Source organism: Blautia marasmi (assembly GCF_900258535.1).
GTDB classification, from domain to species: Bacteria; Bacillota; Clostridia; order Lachnospirales; family Lachnospiraceae; genus Blautia; species Blautia hominis.
Genome location: NZ_OIWX01000001.1, coordinates 3,465,345 through 3,483,886, shown reverse-complemented (window position 1 = coordinate 3,483,886; position 18,542 = coordinate 3,465,345). Strand labels below are relative to the sequence as shown.

Annotated in this window: 16 protein-coding genes; 2 read left to right on the top strand and 14 right to left on the bottom strand. The window is 46.3% G+C overall.

The features are described 5' to 3' along the window. Nucleotides 1–112: 112 nt before the first annotated feature. From C6P39_RS14990 to C6P39_RS14940, 11 genes are all read right to left on the bottom strand, one after another. Nucleotides 113–2,950, bottom strand: coding sequence for a hypothetical protein (locus C6P39_RS14990; protein ID WP_104804293.1), 2,838 nt, complete (start codon nucleotides 2,948–2,950; stop codon nucleotides 113–115). 23 nt (nucleotides 2,951–2,973) lie between these two features. After that, on the bottom strand, nucleotides 2,974–3,804 hold the full coding sequence (locus C6P39_RS14985) for a carbohydrate ABC transporter permease (RefSeq protein WP_104804292.1): 831 nt from the start codon (nucleotides 3,802–3,804) through the stop codon (nucleotides 2,974–2,976). An 11-nt stretch (nucleotides 3,805–3,815) separates the two neighbouring features. Further along, nucleotides 3,816–4,688, bottom strand: a complete 873-nt coding sequence (locus C6P39_RS14980; RefSeq protein WP_158661579.1) for a carbohydrate ABC transporter permease — start codon at nucleotides 4,686–4,688, stop codon at nucleotides 3,816–3,818. A gap of 25 nt (nucleotides 4,689–4,713) precedes the next feature. Then, nucleotides 4,714–6,051, bottom strand: a complete 1,338-nt coding sequence (locus C6P39_RS14975) for an ABC transporter substrate-binding protein (protein WP_158661578.1) — start codon at nucleotides 6,049–6,051, stop codon at nucleotides 4,714–4,716. A gap of 27 nt (nucleotides 6,052–6,078) precedes the next feature. Next, nucleotides 6,079–7,350, bottom strand: a complete 1,272-nt coding sequence (locus C6P39_RS14970; protein ID WP_104804289.1) for a uroporphyrinogen decarboxylase family protein — start codon at nucleotides 7,348–7,350, stop codon at nucleotides 6,079–6,081. Nucleotides 7,351–7,465: 115 nt separating this feature from the next. Next, entirely contained in the window at nucleotides 7,466–8,494 is a 1,029-nt protein-coding gene (locus C6P39_RS14965; RefSeq protein WP_158661577.1) for a LacI family DNA-binding transcriptional regulator, read from the bottom strand. 179 nt (nucleotides 8,495–8,673) lie between these two features. Then, nucleotides 8,674–9,000: a cupin domain-containing protein gene (locus tag C6P39_RS14960; protein ID WP_065544801.1), complete on the bottom strand. Its 327-nt coding sequence runs from the start codon at nucleotides 8,998–9,000 to the stop codon at nucleotides 8,674–8,676. 145 nt (nucleotides 9,001–9,145) lie between these two features. Further along, entirely contained in the window at nucleotides 9,146–9,415 is a 270-nt protein-coding gene (locus C6P39_RS14955) for an acylphosphatase (protein ID WP_095172016.1), read from the bottom strand. A gap of 184 nt (nucleotides 9,416–9,599) precedes the next feature. Further along, a complete protein-coding gene (locus C6P39_RS14950; protein ID WP_095172019.1) occupies nucleotides 9,600–10,592 on the bottom strand; it encodes an ornithine cyclodeaminase family protein in 993 nt (330 codons plus the stop codon). A gap of 53 nt (nucleotides 10,593–10,645) precedes the next feature. Further along, nucleotides 10,646–12,229 carry a BCCT family transporter gene (locus tag C6P39_RS14945; protein WP_095172022.1) on the bottom strand — a complete coding sequence of 528 codons (1,584 nt, stop codon included), beginning with the start codon at nucleotides 12,227–12,229 and terminating at the stop codon, nucleotides 10,646–10,648. A gap of 30 nt (nucleotides 12,230–12,259) precedes the next feature. Further along, nucleotides 12,260–13,723: an HAL/PAL/TAL family ammonia-lyase gene (locus C6P39_RS14940; RefSeq protein WP_104804288.1), complete on the bottom strand. Its 1,464-nt coding sequence runs from the start codon at nucleotides 13,721–13,723 to the stop codon at nucleotides 12,260–12,262. Nucleotides 13,724–13,932: 209 nt separating this feature from the next. On the opposite strand from C6P39_RS14940, the gene C6P39_RS14935 reads away from it, so the two are divergent. Further along, nucleotides 13,933–14,823 (top strand): LysR family transcriptional regulator, encoded by an 891-nt coding sequence (locus tag C6P39_RS14935; RefSeq protein WP_158661576.1) that lies wholly within the window; start codon nucleotides 13,933–13,935, stop codon nucleotides 14,821–14,823. Nucleotides 14,824–14,907: 84 nt separating this feature from the next. Here C6P39_RS14935 and C6P39_RS14930 read toward each other — a convergent pair whose 3' ends face one another. The 3 genes from C6P39_RS14930 to C6P39_RS14920 all read right to left on the bottom strand — a co-directional run bounded on the left by C6P39_RS14930 (nucleotide 14,908) and on the right by C6P39_RS14920 (nucleotide 17,535). After that, the gene (locus C6P39_RS14930; protein WP_104804286.1) at nucleotides 14,908–16,182 is read right to left on the bottom strand and encodes a M56 family metallopeptidase; all 1,275 of its coding nucleotides are present in this window, start codon (nucleotides 16,180–16,182) and stop codon (nucleotides 14,908–14,910) included. Nucleotide 16,183: 1 nt separating this feature from the next. After that, nucleotides 16,184–16,540, bottom strand: a complete 357-nt coding sequence (locus C6P39_RS14925) for a BlaI/MecI/CopY family transcriptional regulator (protein WP_095172030.1) — start codon at nucleotides 16,538–16,540, stop codon at nucleotides 16,184–16,186. A gap of 71 nt (nucleotides 16,541–16,611) precedes the next feature. Beyond that, complete coding sequence (locus C6P39_RS14920) at nucleotides 16,612–17,535, bottom strand: M14 family zinc carboxypeptidase (protein ID WP_330407077.1); 924 nt, start codon at nucleotides 17,533–17,535, stop codon at nucleotides 16,612–16,614. Between the two features lie 131 nt (nucleotides 17,536–17,666). Between C6P39_RS14920 and C6P39_RS14915 the strand changes: the two genes are divergently transcribed. Next, nucleotides 17,667–18,500 (top strand): HAD family hydrolase, encoded by an 834-nt coding sequence (locus C6P39_RS14915; protein ID WP_104804284.1) that lies wholly within the window; start codon nucleotides 17,667–17,669, stop codon nucleotides 18,498–18,500. The last annotated feature ends 42 nt before the right edge of the window (nucleotides 18,501–18,542 follow it).

Here is an 18,542-nt window from a genome sequence, read left to right as displayed (position 1 = left end):
GGCTGCCAGCGCGATATGGAACAGATGCTCCATATCTGTGCATGGCAACGTGTGTTGCACAGAGAGAAGGAAACAATAACGTTCTGCCGACTGATATAAACGGCCGGATCTTCTACTCCATAACGATCACCGTCTGATTCTTACACCTACTACTGCGGGGGAATTCTAAGCTTTTGCCCTTATGCTCCAAACAGATATGATACTCAAAATCTGCCTGCAGTTCATCTGCAGGGATTTCCAGGATATAGACCCACCTCGCCAGTTTTTCAAAGGTTTTTTCTTTATATTTCCCTTCCCCCAGTTTCCTGAAATATATCGCAGGGGCATTATCACTTCCTCCCAATACGATCACTTTAAGCTTTAAACTTTCCCCTCTTTTTAAAGAGGTCCTTACTGTGGGAACTACTAATTTGGAAGCGGCTTCCAGTACATTTTCTTTCAGCTTTGGCAGCTCTCCATACCGGTTCCCCAGTTTGCTTTGACAGTCTTTTAATATAGGGACCACTGATCTTTGCTGGATATTTGCCAGAACGCCCATATCCCCATATGTCTGCAGTGCCATCAAAAGGTGGAAGTCCAACACCTCTATGGTTCTTACTATATTTCTGTATACATCCAGTGCTGCATCCTGCGCTCCCACTTTATACTGCTTTTCAAAACTGCCCCAGAGACATCCTAATTCCGCAGTTTTTTTCATTGCCTGAAACGTATGGTTCCAATAGTCGAACCGCTCCTTTTCCCCTTCTCCACTTATATATTTTCCCAACTGCTCAAACTGCTCCGTAAACTTGTACTGGCTCTGCATCTCCTCCCAAGGTATATCATTTTGGTATATATTCCCCGGCCCGTCTTCCCATCGGCTGGGTCTTGGCAAATGTCCATCCATTTCTGTTAAAATACGTGCTGCCTCATTTCCTGCCCTGTCACCAAACTCAATGGCGGAAAAGCGTTCATAAAAATCACGCACCGGCGCATAACGGCCATTTTCCTTATGTGGCGGTAAATCCGCCTCATAGTCCTTCCACGCCTCCCCTCCGCAGTTGATCTTTCTGGAAAAATCGTTTCCTGAAAGTTGATTGTTTTTTGTGGCGCCTAATATTTCTATGGCTGTAAGCGCCAGGCTCCCCTCCTTGGTAAAAAACGTAATCCTAAGACTGGTATCCTGCTCCACTTCCATTCCCGGTACCAGGATCCTGGTGTGCTCTTCATTTATTTCCAGATCCCTCAATGTGAGATGATTGACCTTTATATCCAATTTTGCCGTATCCGGACGGAAATCCAATTGAACCGTGTAATTACCTGCCGGAATCTTCAGTTGATATCCTGACATACCTTTTCTGGCTGTCGCAGAAAGATTCCCGCCATCCGGATATCGTACCGCATAGGATTCCTTCCCGATATACCCCTCCAGGCTGATCTCCCCATCCAGTTCTTTTCCCCACGGCTGCTCCCAGGCAGACTCCATGAGAGCCTTGGCATTGGGCGCTATATTTCTTGTCCTCCAATGAATCCCCAGTAGTCCGCTGCAATGATACCTTTTTGCGTCAAAGGCATCTCTTCTCATTCTTCCTGCCCATAACTGAGGGGAGATCATTGCCGGGTCGTCTTCCATCCACGGGATCGCCCAGGCCGGTCTTCCCTTCAGGTCCTGAAACTTGGGTTCAATGGGGTCAAACCCCACATTCCTGTTAATGCAGGAAAACGGCATGGATTTTGGCAGATAATTGTCAAAAGCAGCCCTGTCCTCCCGGGGACCCAGCGTCCAGCCGCAGACAGCCAGTTCAAAGGGAGCCTCTGTCCTCTCTTTTGCCCTCAGCGCACAGGCAAAATCCCGGATTGTCTTATGGGTATCCTCCTTTGTGTTTCCAAGCCACGTCCAGTCCTCCGGTGTCCACATCCAATAATAATCCAACGGATGCAGCCTTTTGATCCTCTCAAAAATCCCCTCATACAACGCCTCCACGGTATCCTCATCCGCTTCCCCGGCTATGGCCAGATGATGCCTGGCTGTCTCGGGAATGGTAAGTGGTGCTTCTGTTCCGATACAGGTTTTGACGCCAATCTCTTTTGCATAGGAAAAAGTATCCTGTAAAAGCTGTCCGTAAGCATGAAACATTTGGTTGTATTTATCCGCAGGTACCGTATTTTCATGAAGTTCCGTGCTGTATATATCCTCCTCGTATCCCTTCATATAGTCCGCACCGTAGCTGTCCGTCTCAAATACATTGCCGGTTCCGCAGGGATAATCCCCTGTCTCCATGGGATGGTATCCCCAACTGTTCCCGTTTGTTTTAAAATGCTGTACAGGATAACTGGCTTTTACAGTCCCATCCTCCCTGCAGTCCTCTTTTTTTCCAATCCACACCAAAGGTTCGGCTGTCATTGCTTTTGGGGCATCCTGATTCTCAGGGTATGTATGCAGCGCGAAAAAATTGGCCCTCATTTTTGCTAATTGTGTTAATACAGCGAAATAGTCATCTTTGTTCCACCAATCCGGCCCCTCCGGAAAATCGTGGAAGGGAAGAATGCCTCTCTCACGGAACAGAGGTGTTTCACGGATATCCGGCACTGTCCCCCAAATATCTTCCCTGCACTTTTTATCGGGGATCACATCTCCGTGCAGGTAAAAGCCAATCCCCTGTAATTCCAGGAAACGATATACCGCATAAAGTACAGATATCCCGGTATTCCCTGTAAATATTTTCACACCCTTCTCCCTGCCGTACAACAGGTATCCCTCTTCGCCAAGGCCGGTATGATCCAGCACGGATGTATACTTTTCTAAAAGACCATGCCCTTTCACCGCCAGGATCATACAATTTCCCTCTTCCGGAATACTGCTTACGATCTCCGGCAGCTCTTCCCCCAGAACATAGAGGTAACGCCTCAGCTCCTTTGCCGCCAGAAGGACTGCATGGTCCCCCTGCTCTGCCACTATATAGTTTTTCATACCTATTATCCCTCCTCTGTCTGTTATCCCTTGATGGCTCCTGCCATTAATCCCTTGACAAAATATTTCTGCCCTACTACTGCCAGTATGAGGATCACAGGAATACAGGAAAGCAATGCTCCTGCAAGGGGTGCGCCGTAAGAAATCTTGTAAAAATTCTGCAGTCTCATCAGACCGATGGGCAAAGTGTACTTCTCCTCCGCATTCAGATAAATAAGGGGTGTCATAAAATCGTTCCAGGCATTCATAAATGTCAGGACTCCCTGAATGCCAATCCCCGCTTTGCTCAGAGGCACTGCTATTTTAAAAAATATCTTAAGTTCCCCATATCCGTCGATCATTGCGCTTTCATATAAATCCTTCGGCACCTGCCCCATGATCTGACAGAGCAGAAAAATACCAAATGCATTGATCATAGCAGGTATGATCAAAGGTACATAGGTGCCAAACAACCCCATATTTTTGTACATCTGAAACTGGGGAACCATGAGAACTTGAGGCGGTATCAGCATGGTAGCCAAAATCAAGCTTAAAAGGATCCCTTTCCCCTTAAATTCAAATCTGGTAAATCCATAGGCCACCAGCGCGTCAACCGCCATAGCCAGAAACGCGGCAATGGCTGCCACAAAAATACTGTTCGCAAACTGTTTCCAAAATGGTATGGTATCGAACAATGTTTTAAAGTTATCAAAGGTAATCTCCCGCGGGATCAGACGCAGTATGTGCCTGTTCATCTCCAGGTCCGTCTTAAGAGCGCCTGAGATCATAAATACAAAGGGATACAGTATAAATATAACTGCAATTATCAATATTAAATGAAACACAATACCTGAAATTATTTTCTTTTCTTTCACACTGCATCACCTCAGTCCTTTTCCCGAAACAGACGTCTCTGTATGGTTGTAATTATCAGCAGGATCAAAGCGATCACATATCCCATGGTGGCTGCCCTGCTTACCTGGTTATTTTTAAACATTGTATTATAAAGATATATAACCGGATACAGCATGGAATCCCTGGAGCCTACCGAGGAGGAATTCTGTACCAGTGTAAGAACCTCCCCAAACATGGCAAAGGAACCTGTGATAGCAATAAATACAATATATGTCATAATTGGTTTTAATAAAGGCAGCGTTACATACCAAAATTCCTTCCATTTCCCTGCCCCGTCTATCCTTGCCGCTTCCCCAAGTTCCGTTGGTATCCCCTGCAGGCCGCTGAGAAAATAAAGGCTGTTGATGCCAAAATACCTCCAGCAGCCGATCAACAGAACGGAGGGGATCGCCCAAGCCGGATCACTTAAAAACTTGACCGCCTTTTCCGCCACGCCAACATCCTGCAGAACCGTATTGATCAGTCCATTGTTGGTTCTCAGGATCAATTTGAAGACAATTCCCACTACAATAACGGAGGTCACATTGGGAATAAAAAAGACTGTGGAAACAAAGCCGCTTTTCCTCCCCATATATTTACTGTTCAGCATCAACGCTGCAAGCAATGCCACGGGAAGTATAATAAATATACTTCCCATCATGTAAATACAGGCATTTAATATGGATTTCCAAAACCTATGGTCCATAAAGACCGTTCCGTAATTGGAAACAGTAAATCCTCCCGTTTTCGTCTGAAATGATAAGATCAAACCTGAAATTGCAGGGTACAGTCCAAAAACTGCATACAGGATAAAAAATGGGGATATGAAAAGATAAGGCATTAGTTTTCGTTTCTTACTCTTCATATACATGCACCTTTCTCTCTATCGGCTATTTTGTCTGATTGTATTCCTCAACCGCTTCTGTCAATATATCTCCCATCTCATCCATGCTGATATTACCTTCCACCAGGTCATAGGCATTGGAATTGAATGTTTCCATAAAAGTATTTCTCCAGTCTGCCTGATACTGGATGGGAATCTCATTTGCCAGGCTCTCGTACAGTTCTCCAAGATTTTGATCATTGTAATACGCAACCGGGCTGTTGCATTCGGGCATAGCCTCATAAACCGGCGGATACAGAGCGATCATCTCGTATTTCTTCACACAATTATCCTTGTCAAGCTGTGCAAACTTCATAAAATCCCACAACTGCTCTTTATCTTTCCCGGTGTATTTTGTCATACAAAGGCCGGTGCCGCCCCTTACTGAAACCGGTGCTGCCGATTCCGTCAGCTTTGGAAGCGCTGCCATCTGCCATTTACCGCTTTGTTCCGGTACATTATCTCTCAACCATCCCGCTGCCCAGTCTGCCGCAAAATAGGTTGCCACCTTATCCTCAGCCACCACCGGCCATACTTCCTCCTGTGTCTCCCAGGCATACATCATTCCCTTCTGCTGCATATTCACATAATCCATAACAATATTTTTGAATTCCTCTGTGATATCCAGCTCTCCGTTTTTATCCACATAGTCCAGACCGGCCCCGCGCAGCATAAGGGCTATTTCATCCATCTCACCGCCCAGAGACATGTCTTTCGTGGCAGAGATGTAAATATCATGTTTTGCAAATTCCTCTGCAGCCGCTTTGTACTCCTCCCAGGTTGTTGGAACCTTGATATTATATTCCTCGAATAGATCGGCCCTGTACGCCATGGTTACCGGACACAGCGCATGTTCAAGTCCATAATAGTGACCATCATACGCATACAGGTCCAGACGGTTTTTAACCATTTTCTCTGTCACTTTATCCTTCTCTATAAACTCATCAAGAGGGTAATAGCACATCTGCTCCTCTGACATGAATCTGGAGAAATATCCCTGCTCCTGGTCCACCAAATCCGGGGCGCCCTCCCCGCCGGATGCGTTAATGACAGCCAGACGATCTGACAGCGCATTGATATCCATGACTTCTATGGTAAAACTTACATCCTGATGCTCTTTCTTATATTCCTCTGTCACCCACCTGAAATATTCCGCATGAGGCTCTGTGAATGCCCATATCACAATATCTTCCGGATTCGCCTCCGCCTGTTCCTCTGTATTTGTGCCTGTATCAGGCTCGTTGTTTTTTTCCTTCTCCTCTGTTCCCCCGCTGCTTCCGCATCCGGTTAAAACTGCAGTGACTAACAATACTGTACTTAAAAACATCCCAATTTTTTTTCTCATAGTTTTTCCCCACTTTCCCTTGATCATTTACCTTCTGTTCTTAAAATCTCTGACTGCCTGGAACATTGCCATCATATTTTCAGCACTTGTGGGACTTTGTATATTATGGGTTGTATTAAACACAAACCCGCCCCCTTTTGAAAACAGTTCCAGGCGCTGCGTTACCTCCCGGTACACCTCCTCCGGTGTGCCAAAGGGCAGGGTATGCTGTGTATCAATGCCTCCGCCCCAGAAAACAAACTTATCCCCCCATTCTTCTTTCAGTTTTTTGCCGTCCATACCTTTTGCAGAGAGCTGGACCGGATTCAGTATGTCCATTCCCGCCTCATAAAAATCAGGAAGAAACGACATGACAGCTCCGCAGGTGTGATAAAAAGTCTTCCAATTTGTATTTTTATGAACCCAGTCGTTTATTCTCTTGTAATAGGGCTTATAAAATTCCCGGAAAGAATCCAGCGACATAAACGGTCCGTTCTGTGTACCAAAATCGGTCCCTGAAATATAGACTGCCTGTATCTTGTCCCCGCAGGCCTGACGGATCAACTCTGCATTTTTTAATCCGGTTTCCACCTGCATCTCAAATACCTCATGGATATAATCCGGGCAGATATGGTGCGCCATCATAAAATCCGGCAAATTTCTGATCCCTTTCGGATGCTTTACACTTGGTCCGGGAACAATGGCAAAGTCACCTATCGAGGCAATGGCCCCGCTGTACACGATGCCGTATTCCGTATTGCTGTAGTAATAGCTGCACTGTCTTTCCAGTTCTTTTAACTGCTTCTCCGTGATCACGGCAAAATCGTCCTTGAAATCCTCTTTTGCGCTGTTTGTGTCCTCGTCAAACTCAATATTGCCTCTGGTTATATTGTCAAAAAAGAATCCCCCTTTTGGCATCATACCGGAGGGCGGTACACTTAAATCCCCTTGTGGATACAGATAGGTACGGCCTGTCCCATCCACTGTGGTATGAAAAGCTGCCGGAACATCCACCTCCAGGCCGGACTGCATTGTCCAGGGCTTACGGCCCTCATTGGAAAATCCAAACATGTTCATCCCCGTGGAGATCTCCACACAGTCAAGATGCAGGGCCTGCCTGACATCCTCCTCCACCTCCCCCAAAAGCTGCAAAGGCTCATTGATCTTTACCTTCCTTTCCTCCAGCCCCAGCGCTTTTCTCAGCCGGTCCAGTGCATTGGCATTGATGCCGGTGATCGGAGTTGCCCCCATATCCACTACCACTTCCTCAGGCTCAATGTGATTTAAAGTCTGATTCAGCCTTTCTCTGCTGCTCGCCATTTTGTTAACCTCCTCTTAACTGATTTTATTTTATGTATCATGCAACCGTGTCCGCGCACGATACAGGTAATTTTTTTCTCTTTACTCCTTAAGACCCCAGAGTAAAGAGAATATGTCATAAGTTATATTTTGTTGCGATAAATATATGCGTTTTCACGGTAGACTCTTCCGGACGGGTACCATACAGCAAATACCGTCCCAGGATTTCTACTCCCATAAAGCCTTGCCGGAATGGTTCCTGACAAACTGTTGCAGATACCACGCCTGATCTTAAATTTTCCTTGACGATATCTGTCAGGTCATATGTGACGATCCTTAATTTGCGCCCGTAATCCGTCTCACGGACAGCTTTTATCCCTCCTTCAACACCTGCTGCCGCAAAACAGATGGTCGTCAGGTCCGGGTTCTTCTGAAGCAATGTCCTCAGCTGTTCATAAGACTTCCGGTCATCATCTTCATTTTCTAATACAGCGTCTACGATTATATTGCTGTAGTCCCGTTTCAGTGTTTTTTTTATTCCTTTCAAGCGCTGCGCCTGCGCCATCACCATCTTTGAACCTATCACCAGGGCAATATGTTCCTCTGCCCCATTGCTCATCATCCCCAGCAGTTCACCTGCCACACAGCCGCTTGTAACATAATCACAGCCCACATAGGCTAAATGTTTGACACTTGCTATGTCTGTATTAATCGTCACGACAGGAATATTCTTATCTTCCAATTCCTGTATCTTTTGGGCCACCCTCTTGGAATTGACGGGGGTGATCACAAGGCCTGAAATTCTCTCTTCCAGCAACTCTTCAATTTTTTGAAGCTGCAGCTCCGCATCAAATCCTTTGATCTTCTTCACACTGCTCTGTATGCCAAAATGCCCCATTTCCTCCAGCCCATTATTTACCCCCTGGATCACCTCCTTAAAAAACGGATTCCCCTCTGAACAGAGCAGCACGCCTATGGTCTTGGTATATTTCTTATTTGCCAGTGTCCTGGCCGCCATATCCGGTTTATATCCTAATTCTTCTGCTATCTTAATGATTCTTTCTGCCACCTGCTGGTTTACGCCTGGCCTGTGGTTTAAAGCCCGATCCACAGTCCCCCTCGACACGTTAGCTGCCTCTGCAACTTCCCGGATTGTAACTTTCATAATTTCCTCCATCGTGTCCGTGCACGTTTTATGATTACATTATATTCCATAAAATTCATTCTGGCAATTGTCAAAATTGTGCGAATTTTTCTTCTTATAATTGGTCATATTTGCTAAATTTCTCCGCACACAAAAAGGAAGCGCCTGCCGCCGCTTCCCCTTTGTCTATATATCCTGTATCAGTCAAAAATGATCAATGCCATAAACACTAAGTCTTCCTCCCCGGTATTCACCAGGCCATGCCCGTGATCATCCGGTGTAAAGGTTACATCCCCTGCCTTTACCGGGCGCACTGTGCCATTGTCATCATAGTCTCCCTGGCCGGACAGGATATAGTAAGTCTCGCTCTCATTGTGGTGTTCATGATATCCAAGGGAACATCCCGGCTCAATGACAACCTCTGCGTACAGACCGCACTTTCCATTCAGTTCCTTCTCTCCTAAAATATGCTTAATGATCACATGGCCCTTGCCGCCGCACATATTTTCTACTGTTTCTGTTTTCATCATACTTCATCCTCCATACAAAAAGGTCCCCAAAGGTGGGTTTTCGCCTTTGAGAACCTTTTTTTCTTATCATTTTATTTTTTTATATCTTAGACCAATTTTACGGGCTTGTCAATATTTTCCTGCATAAAAATATTCTTCTGTTTTAACCTTTCACACAGAACCCATTCTCCTCACGCACCGGAATATCCTTGGCATCAACCCCTTCAATCCGTATAAAATTCCCCATGGACAACCGTTCCAGGAAGTTTGATATCTCCTGCTCTCCGCCCTGCAGTTCCATTTCCACGCATCCGTCCCAGGTGTTCTTCACCCATCCGGTCACCTGCAGAAGCCGTGCCAGGTGCTGCGCCCGGTACCTAAGCCCTACTCCCTGTACCAAACCGGTCAGTATAAAATGCTTTCTGATCTTCATTTTTTACATTAATTCCTCCATAAATGTGTATATCTGGAAATTTGAAATTTTCTCTATACAGTTTGCATTATACCACTTTTTAAAATGTCTGCAACTATCTTTCGCAACTTTCCTTTTTTTCCAAAAAAAACCATCCTGCAGCCGTAAAGATTTCCCGGCTGCAGGACGGTTTTAAGAGGGTATTCTATCGATATTTCAGTGTTGTGCCTATTCCCATTTTTAATGCTTTTTCATATACTAACTGTCCCAGTGCAATGTCATTTGTTGAGAGTCCTCTGTGCCAGAATAAAATGGTCTCATCCTCACGCTGTCTGCCCGGTTTTTTTCCTGCCACGATCTCTCCCAGTTCTCCATATAACGTATCCTCGCTTAGTTTTCCTGTCTCCACATGTCTGCGGAGACTTCCCAGAATACCGCCTTTGCACTGTCCCCAGTCATCCACCACGATCTTGTCCATCACATCTGTGAGGGAGAGTTCCACCGCGCTGACTGTCCCATAGGGAACCACAAAATTCCCCGGCTGTACCCACTCTGTCTTCAATAGAGGCGTGGGTTCCATAAGGCGGGTGGCCTCCACCATGATATCCGCCCCTTTCAGGCACTCTTCGCTGTTCCGGGTCACTTTAACCGGCTTGCCCAGTTTTTTGGTAAGCCGTGCCGCAAAATCCTCCATGGATTCTTTTCTGCGGCTGTTCACACGGATCTCCTCAAAATCATAAATGGAATCAAGAAGCACCACGTTCCACCATGCAGTTCCTCTGGAACCCAGATGCCCCAGGATCTTATTTTCTTTTTTTGCCAGATACTTTGCTCCGATGGCTGTCAGAGCACCCGTACGCATGGATGTGATCTCCGTAGCATCAACCACGGCTCTCGGCGCCCCCGTTTTAGGGTCGTACAAATTTAACAGGGCCATTTCTGAAGGCAGATCCTGTTTATAGTTATAAACATAGTCTCCCACAACTTTCACGCCTGCCACATCCATAGGCTCTATATATCCTCTGAGTACATTGAAATGTCCGTGAAATTCCGGATTGGGGATCAGATGCACCCGGGGCTCAATGACTGTCTTGCCATTTCCCTGGGCCTCCAGGCTTTTCTCCACTGCTCCCAGGATTTCTTCATTTGTCAGTTCCAGTTTTTCAATATCAAATGCATTTATGTATAATAAATCCATAAGCACCTCCAAAATTTAATAGATTTTACTCTGCTCGTTTTCTGCAAACACTGCTATTCTTTTTTCTCATTCTTTTCTTTCTTTAAATCCACGAAAAATGTTTTTATAAATGCGATCAACTGCAGCAGGAATACAAAGAGTACCAGAAAACCTCCCACCGAAGCCAACTGTTTTACGCCGTCTATACCACGTACACCGCCTGCTACGGCTCCCATGATAATGGAAATGGAACCGATCAGGATACCCCAGATCAGCTTCTGGGACTTTGGAGGCTCCTCCTCCATGTTCTGTCCCTTGGTACAGATGGATGCAATGGTGCTGGTCATGGAGTCCGCCGCCGTGGAGAAGGACAGCATGAGGGTGATCATAACGATGGGTATGATGATGATCCCAAGCCCCAGCGGAAGATTCTGCAGAAAGGCCCATACGCCTGCCGTGGCGCCGCTTTCCTTGATGACTCCAACCATATCCACAACACCGTTCATCTGCCAGTTCAGTCCTGTTCCTCCCCATACGGAAAACCATACGATACCGAATAAGGATGGCATAACCCAGTTGATGATCATAAATTCACGCACGGTTCTGCCATAGGCAATCTTACCAAGGAAAATACCCATGATGGGAGCATAGGCGATCCAGGAACACCAGTCGGCCAGGGTCCACCATCTTGTCAGCGCCTCGCCGCCCACATCACCGGAATCCAGTCCCCAGATAAAGAAATTATTCAGCCACTCTCCCAGTCCTGATACGGAATTGCTTAAAATGATCGCCATTGGTCCTGTGATGAACAGGAAGATCAGCAGACCATAGAAAATCTTACTGTTCAGGGATGCCAGTCTGCGGATCCCTTTATCCACGCCCAGGATAGCGGAGCTTGTAAAAATAAGAGTGGCAATGCCCCCAAGAAGCACCCAGATAAATGTATTATTTGGTATTTTATATACAACATTCAGCCCGGAGATAAGAAGTGCCAGACCGGTTCCCAGACCGGAAGCCATTCCCAATGTGATCGCAAGGGAGCACAGCGTATCTACTGTATTCATAAATATAGGATTCTCTGTCTTTTTTCCGAAAAGAGGCTTTAAGGTGGAGATCACAGACAGTTTTTCTTTCTTGTTGAAATACATGTAGGCTATGAGAAGGCCTGATACCGCATACATGGCATAAGGTACAAATGTCCAGTTATAAAAGCATCTGCCAAGTGCAAAACGTGCCGCCTCCTGGGTTCCCGCCTGAATACCCAGCTGGTCCAGCTCACCATACACATTTCCATAGTAGATCAAAGGTTCATTGATCCCCCAGTTTACGATTCCCACTGCAATTCCGCCTGTCAGCGTCATGGCAAACCAGGTTCCGAAGGGATACTTGGGTTTTGCATTGGCTCCGCCGATCCGCATATCTCCCAGCTTAGAACATGTGACAATGGCTATGACCACAACTGAAACAACTGCCACAAGCTGATACAGCCACCCGAATTTCCCAAGGGAAAAACCGAAGAAGGCTTTGGCTCCCTTTGCCAGCCCCTCATTATTGATAAAACCGATTGCTACAACAATTGCCATGATAGCAAAAGCAGGAATAAATACACCCTTCCGCACAAGTCCGGCAGAACCTGTCTTTTCTTTCGTTTCTTTCATCTTTAACCTCCCAATTCTTCTCCAATCTGTTTATATGTTTAGTTTTCGCAGAAATGTTCCCTCTTTCAACAGTTCATAAACTGCCTCTATATCCTCAGTCAGTATACGGTCATCCTTATCATAAAACGGTATTTTTTCCCTGAGGACGGCAAGTCCTTTCCCTGTTATTTCCCCAAATGTTTCCCCTCTCCGCAGATCCATCGCCTGGCCTGCGAGCATCAGTTCAATCCCCAGGATATAGCAGAGATCGTCCAGTATTTTATCCAGCCTCTGCACAGCCAAAGGCGCGTTGGTGCTCCTGTCCTCAATCTCACCGGCAAGAGGAAAGGTATCCATGGATACGGGGTTTGCCAGACTGCGGATTTCCGCGTCCAGAGCCGTGAATGTCTTCTGGATGGTGGAAAACGCTATGACACTCTCCTGTGGTGATAAATTCCTGGTAAGCCTTGTAAATGCCGGGTTTGCAAGCTTTATGGCCCGCAGACAGGATGCCTTTGAAACATGTGAGAAAGCAATGGAAAGCATCTCCAGGGGAAGTACCCAGGCCAGGGGTTCAAAATTGGCACTGGGTGTAATGTCCCGCTCTTCCGTCAGAAGACATGGATTGTCATCTGAGGAATTTATCTGTACGGTCAGTTCTTTCTCCGCAAAAGAGAGCGCATCTGACACTGCTCCATGTACCTGGGAAACACTCCGGTAACAGAGCGGGTCCTGCAGCGGTCTGTTGCTGTTGACTTTATAAAGAAAACTGCCTTTCAGATAACGGTTCATAGCCTCCGCTGTTTTGATCTGCCCTTCATATTTTCTCTTTTTCGCAGACTCCATTCTGAGCTGTGAAGTGTTGCCTCCAAATCCCTCCAGGGCCATACAGCTGATCACATCTGCTGCCTTCCGTATTTTTTCCGCCCTGCAAAGGACAAGGCTGGCCCATCCGGCACTGAGGGCATTGGAACTAATCATTGCAAGTCCGTCTTTCTCTGCGGGAACTGCAGCTGCCAGCCCCTCCTTTTTTAATATCTCCCGGACCGGAAGGATCTCACCGTGATATTCCGCACGGCCTTCACCGGTCATGGCCAGTGCTATGTGTGACAGGTTTCCTATATCCGCCTGCCCCACTGACCCCCGTACAGGCAGCAGCGGATGGATCCTCCTGTTCAAAAACTCCTGATACATCCTGACAATTCCGGGTGAAATGCCGGTACACATATTTAAAAGCCCATTGAGCCGTACCAGCATCACTGCCCTGACCACTTCCACCGGCGCATAAGGTCCCACGCCCACTGCGTGGGAATGCAGCATACTGCTGTTGAATTTTGTAATGAATTCCCTGGTCACTTTTTTATCTTTATTCCAACCGACTCCGGTATTGCATCCATAGATGGGGATCCCCCTGTCTGCCAGTTCAAAGACAAGTCTCCTGGAATCCTCCAGTTTTTCCCATAAGGACTCTTCTATTGAAACACTCTGATCCCCCCATGCAGCGGATTCCACCATACGGAGTGTCAGACTGTCCCCAGTTAATACAATGATTTCCTCATCCCCTTTACATATTGATTATTGTAATAACATATTTGTAATAACATATTTTTTCATTCGGCCGAATTTTCATTTATTATGGTCATAATAGCACTTGATTTTACTCTTGTAAAATACTAAAATATGGTTATGTTATGAGTTTTTTCAATAGTAAAGGAGGATACCCCATGACACTCCGCCACATGTCCATATTTCTGGAAGTTGCAGCCTGCAACAATATGAGTATTGCTGCCCAAAACCTGTATCTTTCACAATCCACGGTCAGTCTGGCCATATCTGAGATTGAAAAGACCTACAAGGTCCGCCTGTTTGACCGCCTGAGCAAACATCTCCGTCTCACAGAGGCCGGTATGCTGCTCCTGGATTACGCATCCAGGATCATTTCCCTATATAAAGAAATGGAGTCCGCACTTTTGGGACTCCATCTGAAACAGATCCATATTGGAAGCACGCTGGTGGCTGCCTCCTGCCTGCTGCAGGATATTATCCGGGCATACCATATCATCTGCCCGGATGTGAGCACACGTTTTACCATTGATGACTCCTATTTTATGGAGAAAAAGCTGGCCCAAGGGGAACTGGATGTGATGCTGACTGAGACAAAGGGAAGCCACAGCAGCCTTGTCTACACCCCTTTTTTGGATGATACCTTTGTGGTCATATGCAGTCCTGACCATCCCTATGCCCGGAGAGAAAATCTTTCCATTGCGGATTTTGAAAATGAGATGTTTCTCCTGCGGGAGGAAGGAAACAGTACCCGTGCAGCTCTGGAGCGGGCCCTGAGCAAACAGGGCCTTTCCCTTACTAAAAGTCATGTGTATCATAACATTGATGCCCTGAAGGAAGCTGTAGCTGAAAATGAAGGGATCTCCATTATCTCCAAAATGCTGATCCGGGAAGAACTTTCCAGCCGCAAACTCCATGCCTGCCCGGTCACAGACCTGCCCATAAAGCGTGTTTTTTATATTGTACAGAGAAAGGACAGGGCCTTTCTTCCCTATGTCAAAGAATTTATACGCCTGTGCCGGGAAACTTCCGGCAGACAGTCTGACAGTTAACCGAAAAAAGGGTTCCAGGCAAACGCCTGAAACCCCTTTTTCTCTGTTCTTTTATACTTTAGTCCGCCGTATCCTTCTGCCGGTTCACTCTGCTTCCTGCATACTTGGCAACAATACACCCTCCGCTGCTTCCGGCTGCAAGGAAGCAGACTCTGCCGCCTTGAGACTTTCCACCTCTTCCTTTGTCTCCTGCAGCGTTGCTTTTTCTGCTTCTGCCGCGGGTATTTCCTGCAATTCCTCTGCAAATGTCTCTTCTTGCAATGCTGCATCTTTCGCATTCTCTTCCTGCAGATAGGATATTTCCTCCGCATCCTTCTGCGGAACCAAAGTTTCCGTTCCATTGCCGCTGATTTCTTTGAGGGTTTCCGTTCCTTCTTTATCGGTATCTTTGTTTACTTCAACAATATTTTCTAACGCTCCCCCGTCACGCATCCCTGCAAAGATCTGATTGGAATATCCTAACAGCAGAGCAAAAGATAATACTATGCTTCCCATTAATATTTTTCTTGCGTACCCTGCTTTTCTGCTTGATTTTTTATAATTCATTATCGCGGTCACTCTCCTCTTTAAACTACCTGATGATAAAGGTGATGCCATCTGACTGAAACGGCGGTACAGACCCGCAAAGGCCACTAGCGTGCCTGCGTATGCAGCTTTTCCGTTTTCCCCGATCCGCAGAAGCACCTCCTCATCACAGGATAACTCTACTTCTTTTAAAAACGTAAAATAGAAAAACCACAGGTATGGATGCTGCCAATACATGCACAAAAGAAACAATGCAAGAAATTTCCACAGGTTGTCTCTTCTTTTTGCATGAATGTATTCATGTAAAACAATCTGCGTATAGCTTTCGCGGCAGTCAGTCTCCAAATAGGAAGGTATCAGAATCCTTGGCCTTACAAATCCCCATGTCACCGGCGCGTTTATACGGTCGCTCAGCAAAATCCTGTATCTGTTAATACCTGATCCCTCTAAACACAGCTCCCCGGACACTTCTTTTTCCACAGGAACAGCCGCCTGTAACACCTTGCTTTCATAGCAGTAACGGAGAAATAGGAATAAAAAGATAGCCATACCCGCTCCAAAGGCTGCGGTCATTCCCCACTGGGCTATGCGGATATTCTGTGTCAGACTTTTGGCGGGAAGCTGTGATATGATCCCGGCTGTCCCTTTAGAAATCCTGCGGATCCCGCACTTTTGGACGCCCAGCATTAGCGGCAGGAGCAAAACCCCTGTACTGATAAAAAGCCGGTCCAGCCAATACTTGTCCCTGCTGCAGAAGTGTTTCACTGCCAGACGGATAATGCTGTATATAAGGCACATTCCTGCGAGAACCAGATTCGTCTTTAAAAATATCATGCTACCTCCGCTTCTTATGAATAAGCTCTTCGATTTCTTCCAGATCCTCTTTGGACAGATCCTGTTCCTCAAAAAATGCAGAGATAAAGTTTTTCTTGGAACCCTTGAATGTCCTGGAGATCAATTCATTGACTTCATAGGTTTCAAATTCATGTCTGTCAATCAGATGTCTGCATATAAAACCAGGCTCTGATCGCAGCACTGCACCTTTTTCAATACACTTTTTTATTACCGTATACGTGGTGTTCTTGTTCCAGCCATATCGTTCTTTTAGCACTTCCACAACTTGTTTTGCCGGTATCTCACCTTCTTCCCACAGCACTTCCATTACTTTTTGTTCTGATTCAAATAATTTCATAAATTTTACTCCTTTGGACTATTGCAATCGTCTACATATAGACTATTACAATAGTCCGAATTTGTCAATGGTTATTTTACTATTTTATTTTCTTCTATGATATCCAGCAGGATTTCTTCCCACACATATCTGTTTTCCCGCAGAACTTTTTTGTATGCAGACTGGGGCAGCGGGGAATCCGCCCTGCCGATCTCAATGGTCAGGCTTGGAATGCCCCTTTTCATTAAGGCCCAGTCCTTATATCCTGCGGGGTCCAGTTCCTCATAATTGCCGTCCGGCTCATATCCCGTGACAGCAGCAATGCGGTTTGCAAAGGCCTGTGTCCTGGCTGCCAGCTCCCCCTGCTGCCCGAAGGCCCAGTATATGACGCCGCCGGAGGAATGATAGCTGACAGTGCGCGCAAAGTTTTCCTTTTTTGTCAGATTTACCAATGCCTGGGCCTCCCCGGTGCTCTCCGGAGCGGTCCCCTTGTATTTTTCCCTGGAGGGTCTGCCGATCCCATCCACATAATCCTCCCACAGGGCATCAAAATTCCGGTTCACATCCACACCTTCGGCATTGGATTTCCAACGTCTGAAATAAGATTTCCACGGCATCCTTGCCCCATCCCGGTCCGCGATCTCCCACACCTGTTCCCGAATCCCGGGTGACTGCATACCCTCAGCTCCAAACTGGCTGATCGTCACCCCGTCCGGATTTGCCATGGGAATGATATGGATGGCACGGTCTTTCAGCAGCTCACGGTAAGAATATCCCTTGTAGGTTCTGTCCTCGTGAAGCAGATTCTCCACAAATTCCCCCATCTGTTCCATGACAAGCTGGCAGGTCATGTATTCTCTTCCATGTATTCCCGCAAAGATCAAAACCCTGTCAGAGGCATTTTCATCCCCCATTCTCACATGGTACAGCTTTCTGCCGTCCAGCGTATCGCCTGCTGTCTGAACTTCCATAATTCCTTTGAAAATTTTGGAAAATATGTGCAAATCATTCTCCATTTCTCGGTAAGTATAGCCTGAAAATTGGACAAATTGTCGATTTTCTCTTTGATTTCGAGCATTTATGCACATTGACGGATACCTCAAAACTCATTATAATTAAAGATATTCTATGGGAGGGAGAATAAGAAGTGAAGAAGCTGAAACAAATCGCTGCACTGGTTGGAGCCGTACTGCTTCTTGGCATGTACGTCCTGGCTTTTATTTTTTCTCTTTCGCACAACCCAAATGCCGGTAATATGCTGCTGGCCGCAATCTACTGCACGGTACTCGTTCCCGTGTTTTTGTATGCCTGCCTGCTGGTATACCGCTATACAAGGCAGAAAAATGATATTCCTCAGATAGACACTGCATCCTCCTCTGTAGATACTTTTATCTTTGACCTTGGAAATGTGCTGGTCCGTTATGACTGGAAAACCTATCTAAAAAGTTTGAGATTCAGCGCTGAAGCAGTACAGGCCGTGGGAGATGCTGTATTTGACAGCCCTGATTGGGCGGATGCTGACCGAGGTGTGCGGAATGAAGAAGAAATTCTCCAGGCCTTTATTGACAATGACCCGGAATACGAAAAAGAAATACGTGAGGCATTCGCAAAAATGAGCGGTGCCATACATACCTACTCTTACACAGTGGACTGGCTGAAATATTTGAAAAAGAGAGGATATAAGCTCTATTATCTATCCAATTTTTCACAGCCCATGTATGAACGCTGCAAGGAGGAAATGGCATTTCTGGATCTGATGGACGGCGGCTACATGTCCTGGCAGGTAAAAATGCTGAAGCCGGAACCGGAATTCTACCAGAAACTGCTGAAAGACTTTCATATCAAGCCGGAAAAGGCAGTATTTCTTGACGATGTCCTGGAAAATGTGGCAGAAGCCCGTTTGCAGGGAATCAATGCTGTTCATTTTAAAGGCAGGAAAGAGACGATCCAAAAGTTGATGGAAGAATACGATGTGCTTTAAGGCAAGGATAAACATAACAAAAACCGATTGGTCCACTGGCCA